The sequence below is a fragment of the Shewanella sp. 10N.286.54.B9 genome (assembly GCF_041468565.1).
Taxonomy (GTDB): Bacteria; Pseudomonadota; Gammaproteobacteria; order Enterobacterales; family Shewanellaceae; genus Shewanella.
Window position 1 is genome coordinate 31,589 of the sequence record NZ_JBFRIY010000002.1, and the last position, 18,202, is coordinate 49,790.

An 18,202-nucleotide genomic window follows, 5' to 3' on the forward strand; every position below is an offset into this window, starting at 1 on the left:
AAATTATCTATTTACAGCAATGCCTTAGCAGTGATAGCTTGTTAAAAAATTAACGAGTTGCTAAGAACGTTATCGAGCGACTAATGAATAAGCTGTTATAAGTCACGAAGGAATCGTTGTGAAATCTGAGATTGAAGCATGGATTAAGCAAATAAAAGAACGGCCTGATGTAATCGCCATAAATATCGGTTTATTCCAATCTGAAAATGGCTTTCAAGCTTACCTTATTGGCTCAAATGAATATGATCCTGAAGATGACGATTGGGCTTGTAATGAGGACTTCGTTCCAACTACAAAGTACATCGATTTACCATGCTCTCAGGGGGTTAACTGGGAAAGTTTACAATCCGATGTTGTGAATATAATAAAAGGTTTACTTTCGTCTAATTCGTCAACCATTTTAAATCATGTTCCTAATGTTACAGTTGGGTTTGATGATGCTGAACTGGTTAGTGTAAAGTGACTTATAACAAGGCATTAAAGCAGGAAAATTTACAGTTGGCTGTTTTCACTGCGTTCAACATTTTAGCCAACTATAAATTTCCTCTTAATGAGGCGTTAGCAATTTAATTTAGCATGTGGTAAGTCTTTTAACCCCTTTTGGTGTGGTTGAGCGTTATAGGAAGCAACAATTAAAATTTCAGGAAGAATATGAAGAATAAAGTTTTTAAATCCCTCATCGTTAGCTCACTCGTTCTATGCAATTATGTCAGCGCCGCAGATTGTCGTGATGTGTCACAAATTATTGCCAAACAACTTGAAGATAACTACGTCATTGAAAATACAGCAACAACGTTAGCTCAGTTAATACGTTCGCAAGCATTTTTATCTGGTTGTGAACGTCAAAAGTCATCTGAAGATATTGCTGAATTTATGACTTTGGAATTAAACAAGATTGCAAATGATAAACACCTCTCTGTGGTCTATGACCCACAATGGGTTAGTGAATTGAAAGTATATCGTTCTTCAGAACAATCGGTGGCGTTTGCAGATAGTCGTGTCATGGAGACTCCGACAGATAACTATGGTTTTAAAAAAGTTGAAATGCTCGATGGAAACATTGGTTACCTCGATATAAGAGTGTTCTCTGACAGTCATTTAGGTGGTGAAACTCTTGAAAATACTATGAAGTTTTTACAATACTCTGATGGAATTATTATTGATTTAAGGAAAAACTTTGGTGGTAGCCCTTTTATGGTAACTTCGTTGGCAAGTTACTTTTTTGACTTAGATACAGTCCATTTATTAACTTTTGAAAGCCGTGAGAATGGTGTGTTAACGCAAACACAAGAATGGACGTCACCTTATGTTCCGGGTCCTAGGTTTAAAGATACCCCTCTTTATATTCTTACCAGCAATAACTCTGCGTCAGCAGCAGAAAGCTTTAGCTATGCTATGCAAAGTTTAACTAGAGCAACTATTGTTGGTGAGGTTACTGCTGGTGCAGCTCACGCTAGAAGTGCAGAAATAGTAAATAACGATTATATTCTAACTTTACCAACTACACGACCTGTTGACCCTAGAACAAAAGATAATTGGGAAAGAAAAGGTGTAAAACCAAATATAGAAACGAGCAGCGATAATGCACTTAACGTGGCTTATGCTGAGGTGCTAAATACCCTAATCAAAAGTAAGAGTAGTAACTTACACTTGCACGAATGGGCCTATCCTTTGGTTAAAGCAAAATCTAACCAATACCAACCAAACCAGAGTGACATTAATCAAATTATAGGCACATACGGTGAGCGCAAAGTTTTTCAAAAAAATGGCAAACTTTTTTATCAATATTTAGATGACCCCGCTTTTGAAATAGAGCTACTTGATAAAGAAACTATTATTTTTAAAGCGTTTACTGAAGCACGGTTGCAAGTAATATATAAAGATAAACAAACTACAGCATTGAAAATGCTCTCTTTTGGCGAGGATGCAAGAGAGTTTCAGAGAACCATGTAAAAATTGCTAACAAGTTGCTTAAATGGATAAAAAACAGCTGGCTTTTGCTCGTTCCTCGCTAATTTTAGCCAGCTATTTTATTGCCGCTTAGCAAAGCGTTAGGTGCTCAATGAATCCAGTCGTCACGTTAGGTAGAAAAACTGTAGATTTAAAATTCAAAGCACTTGGCTTGAAAATCATTCAGGATATTCCAACAGACGACTTCAATCGTATATTGGAGTTCCATCTTCATAATGGCTGGGTGAAAACATACGAATATGATGGTTTTGACGCTTGGATAGATTACAGTAAAGTTAAGCTGTCGAAAGAAGGCCTAAAATTAAAGTTTGAATGGGACAATTGGAGCGAAGGTGAAATAACTGGTAAAGCTCAAGTTATTGATTTTCTAGCAGGCAAATTTGGCCTTACAGCAAGAGAAACGCCTAATTGGTGGCCTAAAAGCACCTAACAAGGCGCTCAAGAACGGACAAAAAACAGTTGGCTTTTGTTCACTTCGTTCACTATTTTAGCCAACAATTTTTTGCCGCTTAGCGTGGCGTTACAAAAAGGATTTTGGTAGTGTTTGAAAGTATAGCGATCTATTCAGGGTTAATTGCAACAATCTGGATCTTCATTGGTGTTTATGTAGCAAGTAGATTTTATGCTGGTTACAGCCATTCTAAACAGTTTTGTAGTGAGTTAGGTGCAACAGGTAGCCCAACAGAAAAATTGTCACCCTTAATTAATAATTACCCTTTAGGCTTTCTCTTTTGCTTTTTCGGTTGGTATTTGGCGCAGCTTTCAAGCGTTTCAATCTTAGTGAATATTGCGGGTTGGTTGGTCATAGCTCATGGCATTGGTACATGGGTAGCTGGGTACTTCCCTATGGACGCTGATCCATTTACTAAGAACCCAACTTTTAATTGTAAGGTACATTCTTGGGCTGGTTTTATCATGTTACTTTCGCTAGTTGTAGCACCAATATTAGTAGCTATCAGTCCAACAACAGAAATTATCCCTCTATATTTCCGTATTTTTTCAGTTGTTTCTGTTATCGCTGCTGTTTATTATCTATTCGCTATGGCTAAAGCCGTAAAAACTCAAAGTAATCCGGGTATTCATCAACGTATCTCATATGGCTTTCAGCTAATTTGGCTAAGTGTCTTTTCATTAGTGTTGGTGTAATTGTAAACTAACAAGGCAATCAAACGGAAAATTTACAGTTGGCTGTTTTTCGTTCCTCAAACATTTTAGCCAACTATAATTTCCCGCTTATTTGGGCGTTACCGCATACACGTTTGCCATATTTCCCCTAATGAAACTCATCTCTCTAAGAGCTTTAACTCTAACAAGTTTTTGTCCAAAAACGAGTTAAGGACTACATGCTAGCGATTCATCTGCGTTGAGCTGTGCAAGCTTCTAAATCATGGATGATTTAGTAGAGCCTATAGGGATATATTTACGGCGGCTTGCAAAAGCTCAAGACAGGTGAATGGCATATGACTGCAATACGTTCTCTTGACTGACCTTTAAACTCTTGGTGGTGACTCGTTCATGTCGGTTAAGGAGTCGGACTCTTGGAACCAGCTGCTATTCATCTAAATTGGGCCGTGCAAGCTTCTAAATCGTGGATGATTTAGCAGAGCCTATAGGGATATATTCACGGCGGCTTGCAAAGCTCAATGCAGGTGAGTTGCACCCCATTTTCATATATTCCCTTAACCTTTGCTAGCTTTTAAATTCTTGGTGTGAATTCCATCCCTTTGCAAAACATACTAATTGCAAGTGGATACATCACTATTGGTCTACGAATAAATAAACGGCTTATTGCTATCGCTGAGCGATGACATACTTGGAATGATAAATACTCTAGGGCTGAGAATGGTTTTGCTTATAGAAAGGAAAAACCCACTCCGAAGAGTGGGCTTTAAAGCTTGCTTTAACTTTTGCAGGGAAAAAGCGAACACTTTAATTATATCGCAATTGCAGTAATTTGTATCCAGTATTACTACCAGAAACAGCCTGTTTATGGGCTTTAGACTGATATTTTTGAAGGTTTATCACACAAATGTATCAATTTGTTCATGCTCTAAAGCGCTTCGGAGTAAATATCTCGGTAAAGCTGCCGCTATTCAAGCCTTATAATGGCGCCAAATAGCCCTTTGCAATGAAAGATAGCAAGCAACATCAAGGGAGCGATGATACGCTTGCTATCCGTTCACCTTTTACTAAACAGGTCTTGTTAGTGTCTGATTACAAAGCGTTAGTAAAGATTTGGCAGATCTCTTCATGAGTTGCTTGCTTAGGGTTAGTAAATCCACAAGCATCTTTAAGTGCATTATCTGCAAGTGTTGGAATATCTTCCGCTTTAACACCCAGTTTAGTGAGGTTCTCTGGGATCTTCACTGCAACAGAAAGCGCCTTAATCGCTTCTAGTGCTGAACTTGCACCTTCAGCATCAGTCATAGCGCTCACATCCACACCCATTGCTTTAGCAACGTCTTTTAAGCGCTCAGGCACAACTTGTGCGTTGTAAGCTTGTACATGTGGTAGTAGCAATGCATTACATACACCGTGTGGAAGGTCGTAGAATCCACCTAGCTGATGCGCCATAGCATGTACATAACCTAAGCTCGCATTGTTAAATGCCATACCTGCTAGGAACTGTGCATAAGCCATTTGGTCACGTGCTTCGATGCTTTGGCCGTTTTCTACAGCCTCAACTAGGTTACCCTTGATAAGCTCAATCGCTTTGATTGCACAGGCATCGGTAATTGGGTTTGCTGCGATTGAAACATAAGCTTCAATGGCGTGAGTCAGTGCATCCATACCGGTTGCAGCAGTTAGACCAGCTGGCTTAAGTAGCATTAGCTCTGGGTCATTCACTGAGAGTAGCGGGGTAGTGTTTTTGTCAACGATGGCCATTTTTATGTGGCGTGCTTCATCGGTGATAATACAAAAACGAGTCATTTCACTTGCAGTACCCGCTGTGGTGTTGATAGCAACAAGTGGTAGTTGTGGCTTAGTAGACACATCTAGACCTTCGTAATCTTTAATGCTGCCGCCATTGGTTGCAACTAATGCAATACCTTTAGCACAGTCATGAGGAGAGCCACCACCAAGAGAGATAACAAAGTCACAGTTGTTTGCTTTAAGCAATTCAAGACCTGCAACAACGTTACCAGTAGTTGGGTTTGGTTGAACACCGTCGAACACAACTGAAGCAATATCGTTGCTGGCAAGCTTGTCAGTCACTTGAGCAACTAACCCAATTTCAACTAACGGCTTGTCTGTAACAATTAAGGCATTTTTAAAGCCCAGAGTTTTGATATCACCAATCGCTTCAGTAACCGCATCTTTACCTAAGACATTGACAGAAGGGATGAAAAATTTAGCAGCCATAAAATCCACCTATAAGCTTAATGTTAAAGTTTGTTATCTTTTCTGGTAATTAAAGTACCAATACTTGTAGGTTAAAGGTGTGATCTGGCTCTAAATTAGCCTCAAATGTAGTGTGAATGACTTCAAAACTAGATCCAGGTAGCTAATTCTGTAATTTTACGACATCTGCGGCCGTCGTTAACGGATACAAGCACTATTTGGGCTAAGTTTATGTGCTTTATTGAAGCAAGCTTTGCGCGTTTATTGTGCAGCGCCATCATTACTGAAGGCTATTTTTCAGCTCCTGACCGTAACAGGGGGCTCAGTATTTTTATTTAAGCTGCTGATTTTCATCGAAAGCGAATTGTCACCCCAGTGAAATAAAACTGTCTTCAAGCTGTTACTTGTTATTGGCATGGTTACTGCTCCATCTAGAGAGTGTATTGCTAAGTTCAAGGATGAGAAGCATGGGGTTAAAAAAGTTACTGTATTTGCAAGGCGTTGGTGCTGAGTTTGTCAGTTGTAGTGGCGAAAACATCGTTACCCCAGAGCAAGATCGTATTGGTATTTTACGCTGCATGCTCACTGGTGCTGCACAAGATGGATGCGAGCCAGTGATGTCGGCGGAGCAGATAGCTGAAAAAATCTACCAACTCGATGCTTTGCCATGGACTCAACAGTTGCCTGCGTTTCAACATTGCGCCATCGATGCCCCAGAGCTTAGCCTGTTTCTTCCAAGCAATCGTCTTGAGCTGCTTAGTATTGAGCTGCAGTTAGAGAGCGGTGAACAGTTTAAGTGGTGTATCAATACTGCCAAGTTTGCTGCTAATCCTCATATTGCCAAGGTTACCGGTCATTACCATGTTGATGGCTGCGACTATTGGCATTATCGACTTTCGATGACTCAAGCAATGTTAGCTTCTGACATCTGCTGCAGTTCATTACAAATGCCTTGCATCGGTCTGGGCTATCACCAGGTGCGCATCTGTGATGAAGCTGAGTTTGGCTCAGCTAACTGTCACGTTGTTGAAGGTCAGTGGTTAGTCGCTCCCGCTTCGACTTACCAAAGCGGCAATACTAGCTCGGCAAGCGTTGAGCGGTTGTGGGGGATTAGTATTCAGCTGTTTAGCCTGCGCAGTGATACGCAATGGGGTATTGGTGATTTTGCCGATCTAGCAACACTTATTGAGCTGGTAGCTAAGGAGGGCGGCAGCTTTATTCAACTCAATCCGTTACATGCTCTGGATATTGCCAACCCGCAAGCGTGCAGTCCTTATAGCCCGTCAGATAGGCGCAGGCTTAACCCGTTATATATAAATTTTGAAATGGTGCCTGAGTATTCACAGCTATTTTGTGAAGCGGAGCTTAACGCTACAGATGGAACGGCATCTGAGGTGGACACTGAATTAAATGCAATCAAACAGCAGGTCAATAGTGCCGATTGGCTCGATTATCAGCTGGTAAGCCTACATAAATACCGCGTTTTCAAGCTGCTTTATCAGCAGTTTATAGTGACTCATGTTGAGTCCAATAGCGCAAGAGGGCAGCGATTTAACCAGTTTATAACTGATAATGGCGATAGCTTACGGCAGTTTTGTGAGCAGCAGCTCAGTGATACTGCCGGGCTGAGTGAGTTTTCTGGGTTAGATTGTCGCTTTTTTGCTTATCTGCAGTTTGTCGCTGAGCAGCAATTAAACCAATGCCAAACCCAAGCAAAGCAATTGGGAATGGTGATTGGGTTGGTACGCGATATGGCGGTTGGGGTAGCTGCCAATAGTGTTGAGGTTCAAGCAGATAACAGCCCTTTCTGCCAACATGCCAGTATTGGTGCACCGCCAGATCCCTTCGCTCCCCAAGGGCAAAATTGGGGCTTAACTCCCTTTGATCCTATAGCGCTAAAACAAAATGGTTATCAGCATTTTATCCAGTTATTGCGCAGCAATATGCAATCTTGTGGTGCACTACGAATCGACCATGTGATGTCGTTACTGCGTTTGTGGTGGTGGCCAAGATCAGAAGATTTAGGTAACGGCGCCTATGTTTATTATCCGCTTGATGCATTGTTGGCTATTTTGTGCATTGAAAGTCAGCGCGCTCAATGTTTAATCATTGGTGAAGACTTAGGTTTAATTCCGCCAGAAATCGTTAGCAAACTCTCGGCAGCAGGCGTGTTATCTAACGATCTGTTCTACTTTAGCAAAGTCGGTGATGGTTTCACTTTGCCTGCAAACTATCCAGCACACAGCTTAATGATGTTGGCTAACCACGATGTTCCACCGTTATTAGCCTGGTGGCAAGCAGACGACCTGCAGCTCCGGCGCAGTATTGGCCTCATCGATAATGATGAACAACTGCAGTCGCTGATGTCACAGCGTGAGTGCGATAAACAGCAGTTATTGAAATTACTGCAAGAGCAAGGTCAGTTTGACGGCCGCGATGTGCACTGCATCCATTACCCAGAGTTACTTAAGGCATGGTTAGCAGTCACTGCAGCGGGTAACGCGCATCTTTTTAGCGTGCAGCTTTGCGATTTAGTCTCCGAGAATCAAGCTGTGAATATTCCCGGCACTTGGCTGCAATATCCTAATTGGTGCCGCCGGTTAGCCGTGTCTTTAGCTGAATTGGCAGTCGATAAACAAGTTCTAGAATTGCTTCAGCAGTTACAGACCTCGCGCCAGCAAGCTGTGGTGACCGAGCGGAAAACTGACCCTGATGCAACAACACTAGCCAATAACATGGCTTCAACACCGGCTTCGGAAAACTCGCCACTTCAACCTAATGGATTAAACCGCTATGACTAACAACGCGCCCGAATTTCAACATGGTATCGATGTCGCCCTGCTTAACGGTAAATATGTCGATGTGTTTGCACTTCTTGGAATGCATGGTAGTGATGACGGTAAGTCGCTTATCGTGCGTTGCTTTTTACGTGGAGCCTTGGGCGTCGATGTTATTTGTATGAAAACATCGCGTAAAGTTGCCAGTTTAGACCGGTGTAATGACCATGGGCTTTTTAGCGGGAAAATGGGCCGCAGGGTCAAACCATTTCTCTACAAGTTGCGAGTTAGGTATCCGTTAGATATACAAGAGATCATCGATCCGTATCAATTTCCGAGCCTGCTTGATGCCGACGATCTTTATCTTTTTGGTGAAGGCCAACAACAGCAAAGTTATCAATTTCTAGGGGCTAACTGGCAGATCAATCAAGGTGTTGCTGGGGTGCAGTTTTGTGTCTGGGCGCCCAATGCTCAGCGAGTATCACTGATTGGTGACTTTAACCATTGGGACGGCGCTGTGAATGTGATGCGTCAACATCTTGCCAATGGATTGTGGGAGATCTTTATTCCCCAGGTGAGTGCTGGTGCGCTTTACAAGTTTGAGGTCATCGATGTGAATGGACAATGCATCGAGCGAGCCGACCCCTACGCCAAAGCGATGCAGTGTGCTCCTGGAAATGCTTCGGTAGTGCCCGAGCAAACTGAGTATGTTTGGCATGATAAGCTGTGGCTCAATCAGCGATGTGACACCGTGTGGCATCAGGCGGCGATGTCGACCTATGAAGTACACTTGGGCTCTTGGCGCCGTCAAGGTGAAAATGGCGCTGACTATTTAGATTATTCCGAGCTAATCAAGCAGCTTGTTCCCTACGTGCTAGAAATGGGCTTTACCCATATACAGCTTATGCCGTTAAGCGAATATCCATTTGATGGTTCTTGGGGTTATCAGCCTGTAGGGCTTTATGCTCCTACCTACCGTTTTGGTGATGCTAACGGATTGAAAGCCTTTATTGATGCCTGCCATCAAGCTGGAATTGCGGTATTACTTGATTGGGTGCCAGCACACTTTCCTAAAGACCCTCACGGTTTAAAGCAGTTCGACGGTACGAGTCTTTATGAACATGATGATCCTCGCCAGGGCGAGCACCCAGATTGGGACACTCTCATTTATAACTATGAACGCGGTGAGGTGCAAAGTTACCTGCTGAGTAACGCGTGTTATTGGTTAAAGGAGTTCCATTTTGATGGTTTAAGGCTTGATGCTGTGTCGTCGATGCTTTATTTAGATTACAGCCGTGAGTCCGGGCAGTGGTTACCCAATGCTTATGGTGGCCGCGAAAACTTAGCCGCGATTCGCTTCTTACAAAACCTTAACCAACGTTTGTATCAAAGCTTCCCAGGGATCTGCATGATTGCAGAGGAGTCAACGGCTTGGCCGGGGGTGACTCATATTATTGATAAGCCTTTACAGACACAAGAGAGCGGACAAACACAGCAAAACCTTGGTTTCGGTTTTAAGTGGAACATGGGCTGGATGAATGACAGTTTAGGCTACTTAAGCCGCGACCCAATTCATCGTCGCCATCATCACCATGAATTTAGCTTTAGCCTTGTTTATCAATACACCGAGCAGTTTATCTTGGCATTAAGTCATGACGAAGTGGTACATGGTAAAGGTTCTCTGTTGCATAAAATACCTGGCGACGACTGGCAAAAATTTGCGACTTTACGGGCATATTACGGCTTTATGTGGGGGCACCCTGGCAAGAAGTTACTCTTTATGGGCGGTGAGTTTGCCCAGCGTGATGAATGGGATCACGATGCAAGCTTAGACTGGCATCTATTGCAATACCCACCACATATCGGCATGCAAGCGTGGGTAAAAGATTTAAATAAGTTATATAAAGCATCCTCTGCGATGTGGTTAAAGGACAATGAGCCGAGCGGCTTTAGTTGGTTAGATTGTGATAATGCCGCCGCGAGTATTTTTAGTTTCATGCGCCACGGTGATGATCCGCTAGCAGAAAATAATGAGCCGTTGCTTTTCATCATTAACATGACTCCTGAGGTGCATAGCGGCTTTAGGATTGGCCTGCCTCACGCCGGTGAATACCGTGAAAAACTTAACAGTGATAGTGCATTCTATGGTGGTAGCGATGTGGGTAATCAAGGGGTTATCAACGCTGAGGCGAGTGCATATCAAGGTTTACCTTATAGCGCGCTGATCACTGTGCCGCCGCTAGCCTGTCTTGTTATAGGCAAGGGCTAATCGATGCGTAATACCGCTGGCAGACCTTATCCCCTTGGGGCGAGTGTCGATGAACTTGGGGTTAACTTTGCGCTGTTTTCCGCCCATGCCACCTCTGTCACTTTGTGCCTCTTTGATGCAAGTGGCGAGTATGAAATTGCTCGCTATCCTATGCAGCATAAGAGTCAGCAGGTTTGGCATCTGCATTTGGCAACCGCTGATAAAGCATTGGTGTATGGCTATCGGGTTGATGGGCCGTTTGCGCCCCATTCTGGGCATCGCTTTAATGCTAATAAGTTGCTACTCGACCCCTATGCTAAACGCTGGGTTGGTCAGTTTATTGAGCATCAAAGCCATTATGGTTATAGCGTCGATCACGCCCTAGAAGATCTCTCCTTTGATGACACTGATAACGCAGCCTATATGCCTAAATGTCAGGTGGTTGATACCTCTGTTCTAGCGCCTATAGCGCCAATTGTTAAGACGGTAGATTCTCAACCTATTGCAGCGAATGATCTTAATGGTCATGTCATCTATGAGATGCACGTTAAGGGGTTCACTCAGCAATGTGCTGATATTGATAGCGCCAAGCGTGGGACATACTTGGGCTTGGCAGAGCCAAAGGTACTGGATTATTTAGTCGCTCTTGGAGTGACTTGCGTCGAGCTCTTGCCAGTGCATGGCTTTATTAGCGAAGCATTTTTACAAGATAAAGCGCTGAGTAATTATTGGGGCTATAACAGCCTGAGTTTTTTTGTACCTCACGGGCAATATGCAAGTCATGCGCTATCGGCGGCAGATGAGATTACTCAGTTCAGAACCATGGTGAACTCCTTGCACCAAGCTGGTATCGAAGTGCTGTTAGATGTGGTCTATAACCATACCGCAGAGGGGAACCGTCTCGGGCCAACGCTTTGCTTTAAGGGCATCGATAACCTCAGTTATTACCGTTTACACCCAAGCGACAAGCGTTTTTATATCAATGATACCGGCTGTGGCAATACCCTTAATATCAATCATCCCAGAGTATTGCAGTTAGTGATGGATTCATTGCGCTACTGGGTTGAAGTGATGGGAGTGGATGGCTTTAGGTTCGACTTAGCCAGCTGCTTAGGGCGTGAAGCGAACGGCTTTGATAAGGGGGCTGGTTTCTTCGATGCGCTACAGCAAGATCCAGTGCTTAGTCAGGTCAAGTTGATTGCCGAACCTTGGGATATCGGCCCAGGAGGTTATCAGCTAGGAGGTTACCCCCAAGGTTGGAGCGAGTGGAACGATCGTTTTCGCGATACTGCACGGCGCTTTTGGCGCGGTGACTTTGGCATGTTACCTGAACTTGCCCGTCGGCTTCATGGCTCCAGCGACCTGTTTGAACATGCAGACCGAGATGCCGACTCTACGGTTAACTTTATCACCAGCCATGACGGATTTAGCTTGCATGACATCGTCAGATATAGCCAAAGACACAATGATTTAAATGGTGAGCAAAGCCGCGATGGTCATCAAGAAAACTACAGTCACAATTACGGTGAGGAGGGCGAAAGTGACAATGCCGCGCTTAACGCATTGCGGCAACGGCAAGTGCGTAACATGCTCACTACGTTACTGCTGTCGCAAGGTGTTCCTATGCTACTTGCTGGCGATGAGGTCGGGCATAGTTTAAAGGGCAATAATAACGCCTATTGCCAAGATAATTCCATTAACTGGCGAGACTGGAACGATACCGCAGAGCAGCAAAGCCTGCTGCAGTTTGTACAGCGACTTATTGCCATCCGTAAGCGATTCGCCGCGCTGTACACTCGGCAATATATTCATCAACAAGCCTCAAGTCATGGAGCAGGTCTCAGTTGGTTTTGCCGAGATGGCGAACCCATGAGTAAAGTGCTTTGGAGTGATGCTCATACCCGTAGCTTAAGTTTAGTACTTACTGGCGGCAATCAATCAGATCCTACGCAGCAACAAGCGCTGCTGTTGATGCTTAATGCGGATGAACAAACGCTTGTTTTTACCGCTCCAGTTCTCGAAGGTTTTGAGTCTTGGCAATGTCTGCTGCATACCCAATCCATGGACGTTGAAGGCTTTCAACCGACGGACGCTAAAAGCTGGCAGGTTGAGCCCATAGTACAAAGTGAGTTGCCACTAGCTATCGCGGTTTCAGCTCCTGCGCCTGCAGCAAAAGAGTCTTCCAGCCAAAGCTACCAGTTAAAAGATCGCAGTTTAATGTTGTTTTCCGCCCAGCTAAAAGGATCAACCCCATGACGACACCGGTAAAGCCGACTCAGCCTAAAGTTAAACCTAAGCAAGCGACATCGGCCAAAAAAGTGCCGAAGAAGGATGCCGTGAGCAATAACGGATCTGCAGCTAAGCACCAGTGTGAGCCTTGTGATGCGTTCCATCTGGTGATGGCGCGGCATGTAAGCAATGGCTTGACTCGAGATGAACGAGATAAACAAGATCTGTTTCAAGCGTTGGCCACTACAGTCAAGGAGCAGATGCTCACGGATTGGCGTCAAACACGTGTTGATGATGTCTCGCAAGGGCGAAAGCAGGTTGCTTACTTATCACTTGAGTTCTTAATGGGACGCTCGCTCGGCAATGCGTTACTCAATCTTGATATTGAGCAAACCACCCGCGATGCATTGCAAGAATATGCGGTCACCATAGAGGATATTGAACAGCAAGAGCACGATGCTGGGCTGGGCAATGGTGGCTTAGGGCGTTTAGCCGCTTGTTTCTTAGATAGCTGCGCCAGTATGGATTTGGCGGTGACTGGTTACGGTATTCGTTATGAGTACGGCATGTTTGCTCAAAAGCTGGTGGATGGTTTTCAAGTCGAGCGCCCTGACCGTTGGCTCAGAGAGGGCAATCCATGGGAAGTGAGAGCCGCCAACCACAACGTTAAAGTGCCATTCTTTGGTCGTACTAGCAGTTATATCGACCGCGACGGACGTAATAATGTCACTTGGACTGATACCCAGGATGTACTGGCCGTGGCTTACGACATGCCAGTGCCGGGCTATAAAAATGGTCGTATCAACACCTTAAGGCTATGGAAGGCGGAAGCAACCGATGATTTTGATTTAACAGAGTTTAATCAAGGGGATTATAGCGAAGCCGTTGCACGTAAAAATATGGCTGAGCAGATCACTATGGTGCTCTACCCCAATGATGCTAGCGAGAACGGCAAAGAGCTGCGGCTACGGCAGCAGTATTTCCTCTCTTCTGCCAGCCTACAAGACTTGCTCAATACTTGGGTTGATCAGCATGGCAACGACTTTAGTGATTTTGCCAAGTTAAATGTGATGCAGCTAAATGATACCCACCCAGCTATCGCCATTCCTGAGCTGATGCGCTTGCTGGTGGATCAGTACTTTCTTGAGTGGGATGAGGCGTGGCAGATAGTGAATCAAACCATGGCTTACACCAATCATACCTTGCTGCCTGAGGCATTAGAGCGCTGGCCGGTAAGAATGATGCAACATATGCTGCCGCGGATCATGGAGATAATCTTTGAGATTAATGCCCGTTATCTTGAACATGTTGCGCATCAGTGGCCGGGAGACGCTAGCAAACTTGCCGATATGTCGATTATTGAAGAGGGCGCTGAGCCTCATGTGCGTATGGCATATCTGGCGATTGTTGCCAGCTTCTCAATTAACGGCGTGGCAGGGTTACATACCCAACTGTTGACTTCAGGACTGTTTAGTCATTTCTATCAACTGTGGCCACATAAGTTTAATAACCGCACCAATGGTGTGACGCCTAGGCGCTGGCTGGCTCAATGTAACCCAAGGTTAAGTACATTGCTGAGTAAGCGCTTAGGTGATGAGTGGATAACGGATCTTAGCCATCTAAATGCGCTAAATGCCTTTACTGATGATATTGGGTTCATCAAAGAGTGGGCCGCAGTCAAGCAGGCTAACAAAGCCGAGTTACAGCAGTTGATAAGCCACGAGTGTGGCGTCGAGTTCGATGCTGAAATGATGTTTGATGTGCAGGTTAAGCGCATTCATGAGTATAAGCGGCAGCTACTCAATATCTTACATGTTATCCATCTATATCAGCAGATCCGCCTTGGCAAGACCGATGATTTAGTACCTCGTTGTGTGTTAATCGGCGGCAAAGCAGCCCCCGGTTATGCCATGGCAAAGCTACTGATAAAACTGGCGAATAATGTTGCTCACATGGTCAACTCTGACGCCGTGGTCAGTCAATATCTCCGGTTTGCTTTCTTGCCTAATTATAACGTCAGTGCGATGGAGAAAATCTGTCCTGCAACAGACCTGTCTGAGCAGATCTCGACCGCAGGCAAAGAGGCATCTGGCACAGGTAACATGAAGTTCATGATGAATGGCGCGCTGACAATAGGCACCTTAGATGGCGCCAACGTTGAGATGTTAGCTGAGGTCGGCCAAGAAAACTTTTTCCTGTTTGGCCTTAATGCCAATGAGGTGGCAGCCCTTAGATTGAACTATCAACCTGACTCGTTTATGCCGCCGTCAAGCGCGCTCGCAGAGGTGATGGCGCTATTAGAGAGCGGTCATTTTAATTTGCAAGAACCTGATATTTTCGACTCAATTATCGCCAGCATAAAAAGTCCTAATGATCCCTGGATGACTGCTGCCGATTTTGAATCCTATCGTCAAGCCCAAGTCGATGCTGCAAATGCTTATAAAGATCAAATGAGTTGGACACAAATGAGCATCAGAAATACCGCCGCTAGTGGTCGTTTTTCAAGTGATATGACGATTGCCGGTTACCGTGACGAAATTTGGAGAGCATGATGCGCATTCAATTGAAAAAGCATGTTGTTAACGCACGTTCAAGGAGAGAGCTTATATGAGCAATAACCCACGCTATATTAGTAATTTAACTCGCGATACCTACGCGATCATTTTGGCTGGCGGACGCGGCTCTAGGTTGCATGAACTCACGGATTGGCGTGCAAAGCCTTCACTCTACTTTGGCGGCAAATTTAGGATTATCGACTTCCCTCTGTCGAACTGCATTAACTCTGGGATCCGTCGTATTGGGGTCGTGACACAATATAAATCTCACTCGCTTATACGTCATGTTATGCGCGGATGGGGCCACTTTAAAAAGGAGCTTGGTGAGTCGGTCGAGATCTTACCTGCTTCGCAACGTTATTCAGAGAACTGGTATCAAGGTACTGCCGATGCAGTGTTTCAGAATATCGATATCATACGCCACGAGTTGCCTAAATATGTGATGATCTTATCGGGCGATCATGTCTATCGCATGGACTATGCTGGTCTGCTCGCCACCCATGCGGAATCTGGCGCTGATATGACAGTCTCTTGCTTAGAGGTGCCAACGCCTGAAGCTGCGGGGGCATTTGGGGTGGTTGAAGTTGATGATACAGGCAAGATTTTAGGCTTTGAAGAGAAACCTGAATTGCCTAAACATCTGCCAGAAGACCCAGAAAAGTGCCTCGCCTCAATGGGGAATTATGTGTTTAACACTGAGTTTTTGTTTGAGCAACTTAAGCGTGATGCGCAAAATGAAGACTCAGACAGAGATTTTGGCAAAGATATCATTCCCTCGATAATCGAAGATCATAATGTCTACGCGCACCGCTTTAGAAGTGTCTTTCCTAACGAGGAGGCATACTGGCGTGATGTGGGCACTTTAGACTCTTTTTGGCAATCTAATATGGAGCTGTTGTCGCCGACACCCGCACTCAATCTCTATGATGCAAAATGGCCTATATGGACTTATCAAGAGCAACTTCCGCCCGCAAAATTCGTGTTCGATGATGAGGATAGGCGCGGCATGGCTCTTGATTCTATTATCTCTGGAGGCTGCATCATTTCAGGTGCGACAGTGCGCCGTAGCGTGCTATTTAACGAGGTGAGAGTTTGCTCTTACTCATCGGTTGAAGATTCGGTGATTTTGCCCGATGTGGTGGTGCTACGAAATTGTAAGATTAAAAATGCCATTATCGACCGCGGCTGCATTATCCCCGAGGGCAGTGTCATTGGCTATAACCATGATCACGACCGCGCTAAGGGATTTAGAGTGTCAGATAAAGGGGTGGTATTGGTGACTCGTGACATGTTAGGTCTGCCTGTGGGGTATGAATAGACCATGGCGAACCAATACCATACGCCGATGAGCGTCAAGCAAAATAGGCCACGAGTATTAATGTTAGCGGCAGAAAATGGTGCCATTGCTGGTGCAAAAGTCGGCGGTATGGCTGATGTTGTGCGCGACTTACCTTTAGCATTGGCAAAGCACAATGTGGCGGTGGATGTAGCCATGCCCAGCTATGGGTTTTTGCAACAGGCTGTCGATGCAAAGCTGATCGGTAAGCTTAGGGTTAACTTTGCAGGACGAGCGGAGCAAGTCAGCGTGTATAAGGCAGCTCATCCAAGTCTTGATGATTGCTATTGCTACCTATTTTCACACCCTCTGTTTAATGCTGGCGGTGAGATCTACTCTCAAGGCGACGCCTGTCGTCCTTTTGCTACCGATGCGAGCAAGTTTGCTTTGTTTAGTCTGGCGGTTGCGACAGCCTTAACTGATGAGTCACAGGCGATTGAAGCGAGTGAATGCAGCAGTGTAATAATGCCACCGCCAGATATCATCCATCTACATGATTGGCATTGTGGTTTTTTCGCCATATTGCGGGCGTTTGAACCCTGCTTTGAGCCGTTACGTGCAATACCTTGCGTGTTTAGTATTCATAACTTAGCACTGCAAGGGATAAGACCGCTAACAGATGAGGCGTCATCGTTAGCGGCATGGTTTCCTCAATTGACCGCCAAGCTTGATGAGCAGCAATTAGCCGCGATAGTTGACCCACGCTACCGCCATTGCGTTAACCCGCTAAGAGCGGCCATCGTGCTATCTGACCGAGTGCATTTAGTCTCACCAAGTTATGCCACAGAAGTGTTAAAACCCTCTATGCCAGAGCAAGGTTTTTTTGGGGGAGAAGGGCTAGAGGCCGATCTGCAGGCCAAGCTTGAGCAGGGCAGGGTTATCGGGATCTTAAATGGCTGTATGTATGACGCTGATATTGATGAGCAGCAAGCTTGCCAGCCTTCAGCACGAGTTAATTTCTCTGTAAGCGATTGGCAAGCATTGCTTGTGCAAGCTGAGTCAGCGCTGTTACGCTGGCAAGTGGGTAAAGATCAGGTTAGCAGTCAACACTTTGTGGCGCAGTCTCGATTACAACAGTGGCAAAACAGCGCACAGGTGGCGAAGCAGCAATCAGCTTTAGCGGATCAAACGCCATTTTTAATGACCTCTGTTGGTAGGCTGACCGATCAAAAAGTGATGATTTTACGTTATCGCTTTTCAGGTTCAGCGGCGAATGAAAGCTTTTGCGCTAAGACGGTACTGCAAGTGATGCTTGAACGGTTAGCGTTGTTAAAACCAAATGGGCAATTTATTTTACTCGGCAGTGGCGATAAGCAAATCGCGCGGGAATTTTCAGATCTAGCCGCTCAGCATAATAACTTTGTGTTTCTTGATGGCTATGATGAGCAACTGTCCTCCTCCCTTTATCAATCTGGTTCGTTGTTTCTGATGCCAAGCTCATTTGAACCATGCGGTATTAGTCAAATGTTAGCGATGCGAGAGGGCCAGCTGTGCTTGGTCAATCATGTCGGTGGGCTTAAAGATACGGTACAGCATATGGAAACGGGCTTTGTGTTTGAGGGCAGCGATATACATGAGCAGGGCGTTGCGCTAATTTCAAGCTTTGAAGCAGCGTTAGCGCTTCACGGCAGCGAAAAATGGCGTGTAATGGAGCAATTAGCACAGCAGCAACGCTTTGATTGGCATAGCCAAGCGTTGCAATATGTAGATAAATTGTACTGCTTTTAGTGTATGACTTTATTGC

General features: G+C 45.0%; 11 protein-coding genes. 10 read left to right on the top strand and 1 reads right to left on the bottom strand.

Translation table 11 applies throughout. From position 1 onward, the window contains the following. Window positions 1-118: 118 nt before the first annotated feature. The 4 genes from AB4135_RS00680 (at window position 119) to AB4135_RS00695 (ending at window position 3,117) form a co-directional block, all read left to right on the top strand. Window positions 119-463, top strand: coding sequence for a hypothetical protein (locus AB4135_RS00680; protein WP_371989434.1), 345 nt, complete (start codon window positions 119-121; stop codon window positions 461-463). A 188-nt stretch (window positions 464-651) separates the two neighbouring features. Continuing rightward, on the top strand, window positions 652-1,953 hold the full coding sequence (locus AB4135_RS00685; RefSeq protein WP_371989436.1) for a S41 family peptidase: 1,302 nt from the start codon (window positions 652-654) through the stop codon (window positions 1,951-1,953). Between the two features lie 109 nt (window positions 1,954-2,062). Next, on the top strand, window positions 2,063-2,401 hold the full coding sequence (locus tag AB4135_RS00690) for a hypothetical protein (RefSeq protein ID WP_371989438.1): 339 nt from the start codon (window positions 2,063-2,065) through the stop codon (window positions 2,399-2,401). A gap of 110 nt (window positions 2,402-2,511) precedes the next feature. Continuing rightward, window positions 2,512-3,117 carry a DUF998 domain-containing protein gene (locus AB4135_RS00695; RefSeq protein WP_371989439.1) on the top strand — a complete coding sequence of 202 codons (606 nt, stop codon included), beginning with the start codon at window positions 2,512-2,514 and terminating at the stop codon, window positions 3,115-3,117. 1,068 nt (window positions 3,118-4,185) lie between these two features. Here AB4135_RS00695 and yiaY read toward each other — a convergent pair. Beyond that, window positions 4,186-5,334 (bottom strand): L-threonine dehydrogenase, encoded by a 1,149-nt coding sequence (gene yiaY / locus AB4135_RS00700; RefSeq protein WP_371989441.1) that lies wholly within the window; start codon window positions 5,332-5,334, stop codon window positions 4,186-4,188. Between the two features lie 446 nt (window positions 5,335-5,780). Between yiaY and malQ the strand changes: the two genes are divergently transcribed. From malQ to AB4135_RS00730, 6 genes are read left to right on the top strand one after another with little or no spacing between them, the layout of a single operon-like run. Continuing rightward, a complete protein-coding gene (gene malQ, locus AB4135_RS00705) occupies window positions 5,781-8,114 on the top strand; it encodes a 4-alpha-glucanotransferase (RefSeq protein ID WP_371989443.1) in 2,334 nt (777 codons plus the stop codon). Then, a complete protein-coding gene (gene glgB, locus AB4135_RS00710; protein WP_371989445.1) occupies window positions 8,107-10,359 on the top strand; it encodes a 1,4-alpha-glucan branching protein GlgB in 2,253 nt (750 codons plus the stop codon). Before malQ ends, glgB begins: the two co-directional genes overlap by 8 nt. Window positions 10,360-10,362: 3 nt before the next feature. Continuing rightward, complete coding sequence (gene glgX, locus AB4135_RS00715) at window positions 10,363-12,594, top strand: glycogen debranching protein GlgX (RefSeq protein WP_371989447.1); 2,232 nt, start codon at window positions 10,363-10,365, stop codon at window positions 12,592-12,594. Further along, window positions 12,591-15,119, top strand: a complete 2,529-nt coding sequence (locus tag AB4135_RS00720; protein WP_371989449.1) for a glycogen/starch/alpha-glucan phosphorylase — start codon at window positions 12,591-12,593, stop codon at window positions 15,117-15,119. The genes glgX and AB4135_RS00720 overlap by 4 nt, the downstream gene beginning before the upstream one ends. 55 nt (window positions 15,120-15,174) lie before the next feature. Beyond that, entirely contained in the window at window positions 15,175-16,440 is a 1,266-nt protein-coding gene (gene glgC, locus AB4135_RS00725; protein WP_371989451.1) for a glucose-1-phosphate adenylyltransferase, read from the top strand. 3 nt (window positions 16,441-16,443) lie between these two features. After that, complete coding sequence (locus AB4135_RS00730) at window positions 16,444-18,186, top strand: glycogen synthase (protein WP_371989453.1); 1,743 nt, start codon at window positions 16,444-16,446, stop codon at window positions 18,184-18,186. Window positions 18,187-18,202: the final 16 nt, after the last annotated feature.

Coding starts and splice junctions, on each gene's coding strand:
- glgC (WP_371989451.1), top strand. CDS start 15,175: ATGAGCAATAACCCACGCTATATTAGTAATTTAACTCGCGATACCTAC.
- AB4135_RS00685 (WP_371989436.1), top strand. CDS start 652: ATGAAGAATAAAGTTTTTAAATCCCTCATCGTTAGCTCACTCGTTCTA.
- AB4135_RS00690 (WP_371989438.1), top strand. CDS start 2,063: ATGAATCCAGTCGTCACGTTAGGTAGAAAAACTGTAGATTTAAAATTC.
- glgB (WP_371989445.1), top strand. CDS start 8,107: ATGACTAACAACGCGCCCGAATTTCAACATGGTATCGATGTCGCCCTG.
- yiaY (WP_371989441.1), bottom strand. CDS start 5,334: ATGGCTGCTAAATTTTTCATCCCTTCTGTCAATGTCTTAGGTAAAGAT.
- AB4135_RS00730 (WP_371989453.1), top strand. CDS start 16,444: ATGGCGAACCAATACCATACGCCGATGAGCGTCAAGCAAAATAGGCCA.
- glgX (WP_371989447.1), top strand. CDS start 10,363: ATGCGTAATACCGCTGGCAGACCTTATCCCCTTGGGGCGAGTGTCGAT.
- AB4135_RS00720 (WP_371989449.1), top strand. CDS start 12,591: ATGACGACACCGGTAAAGCCGACTCAGCCTAAAGTTAAACCTAAGCAA.
- malQ (WP_371989443.1), top strand. CDS start 5,781: ATGGGGTTAAAAAAGTTACTGTATTTGCAAGGCGTTGGTGCTGAGTTT.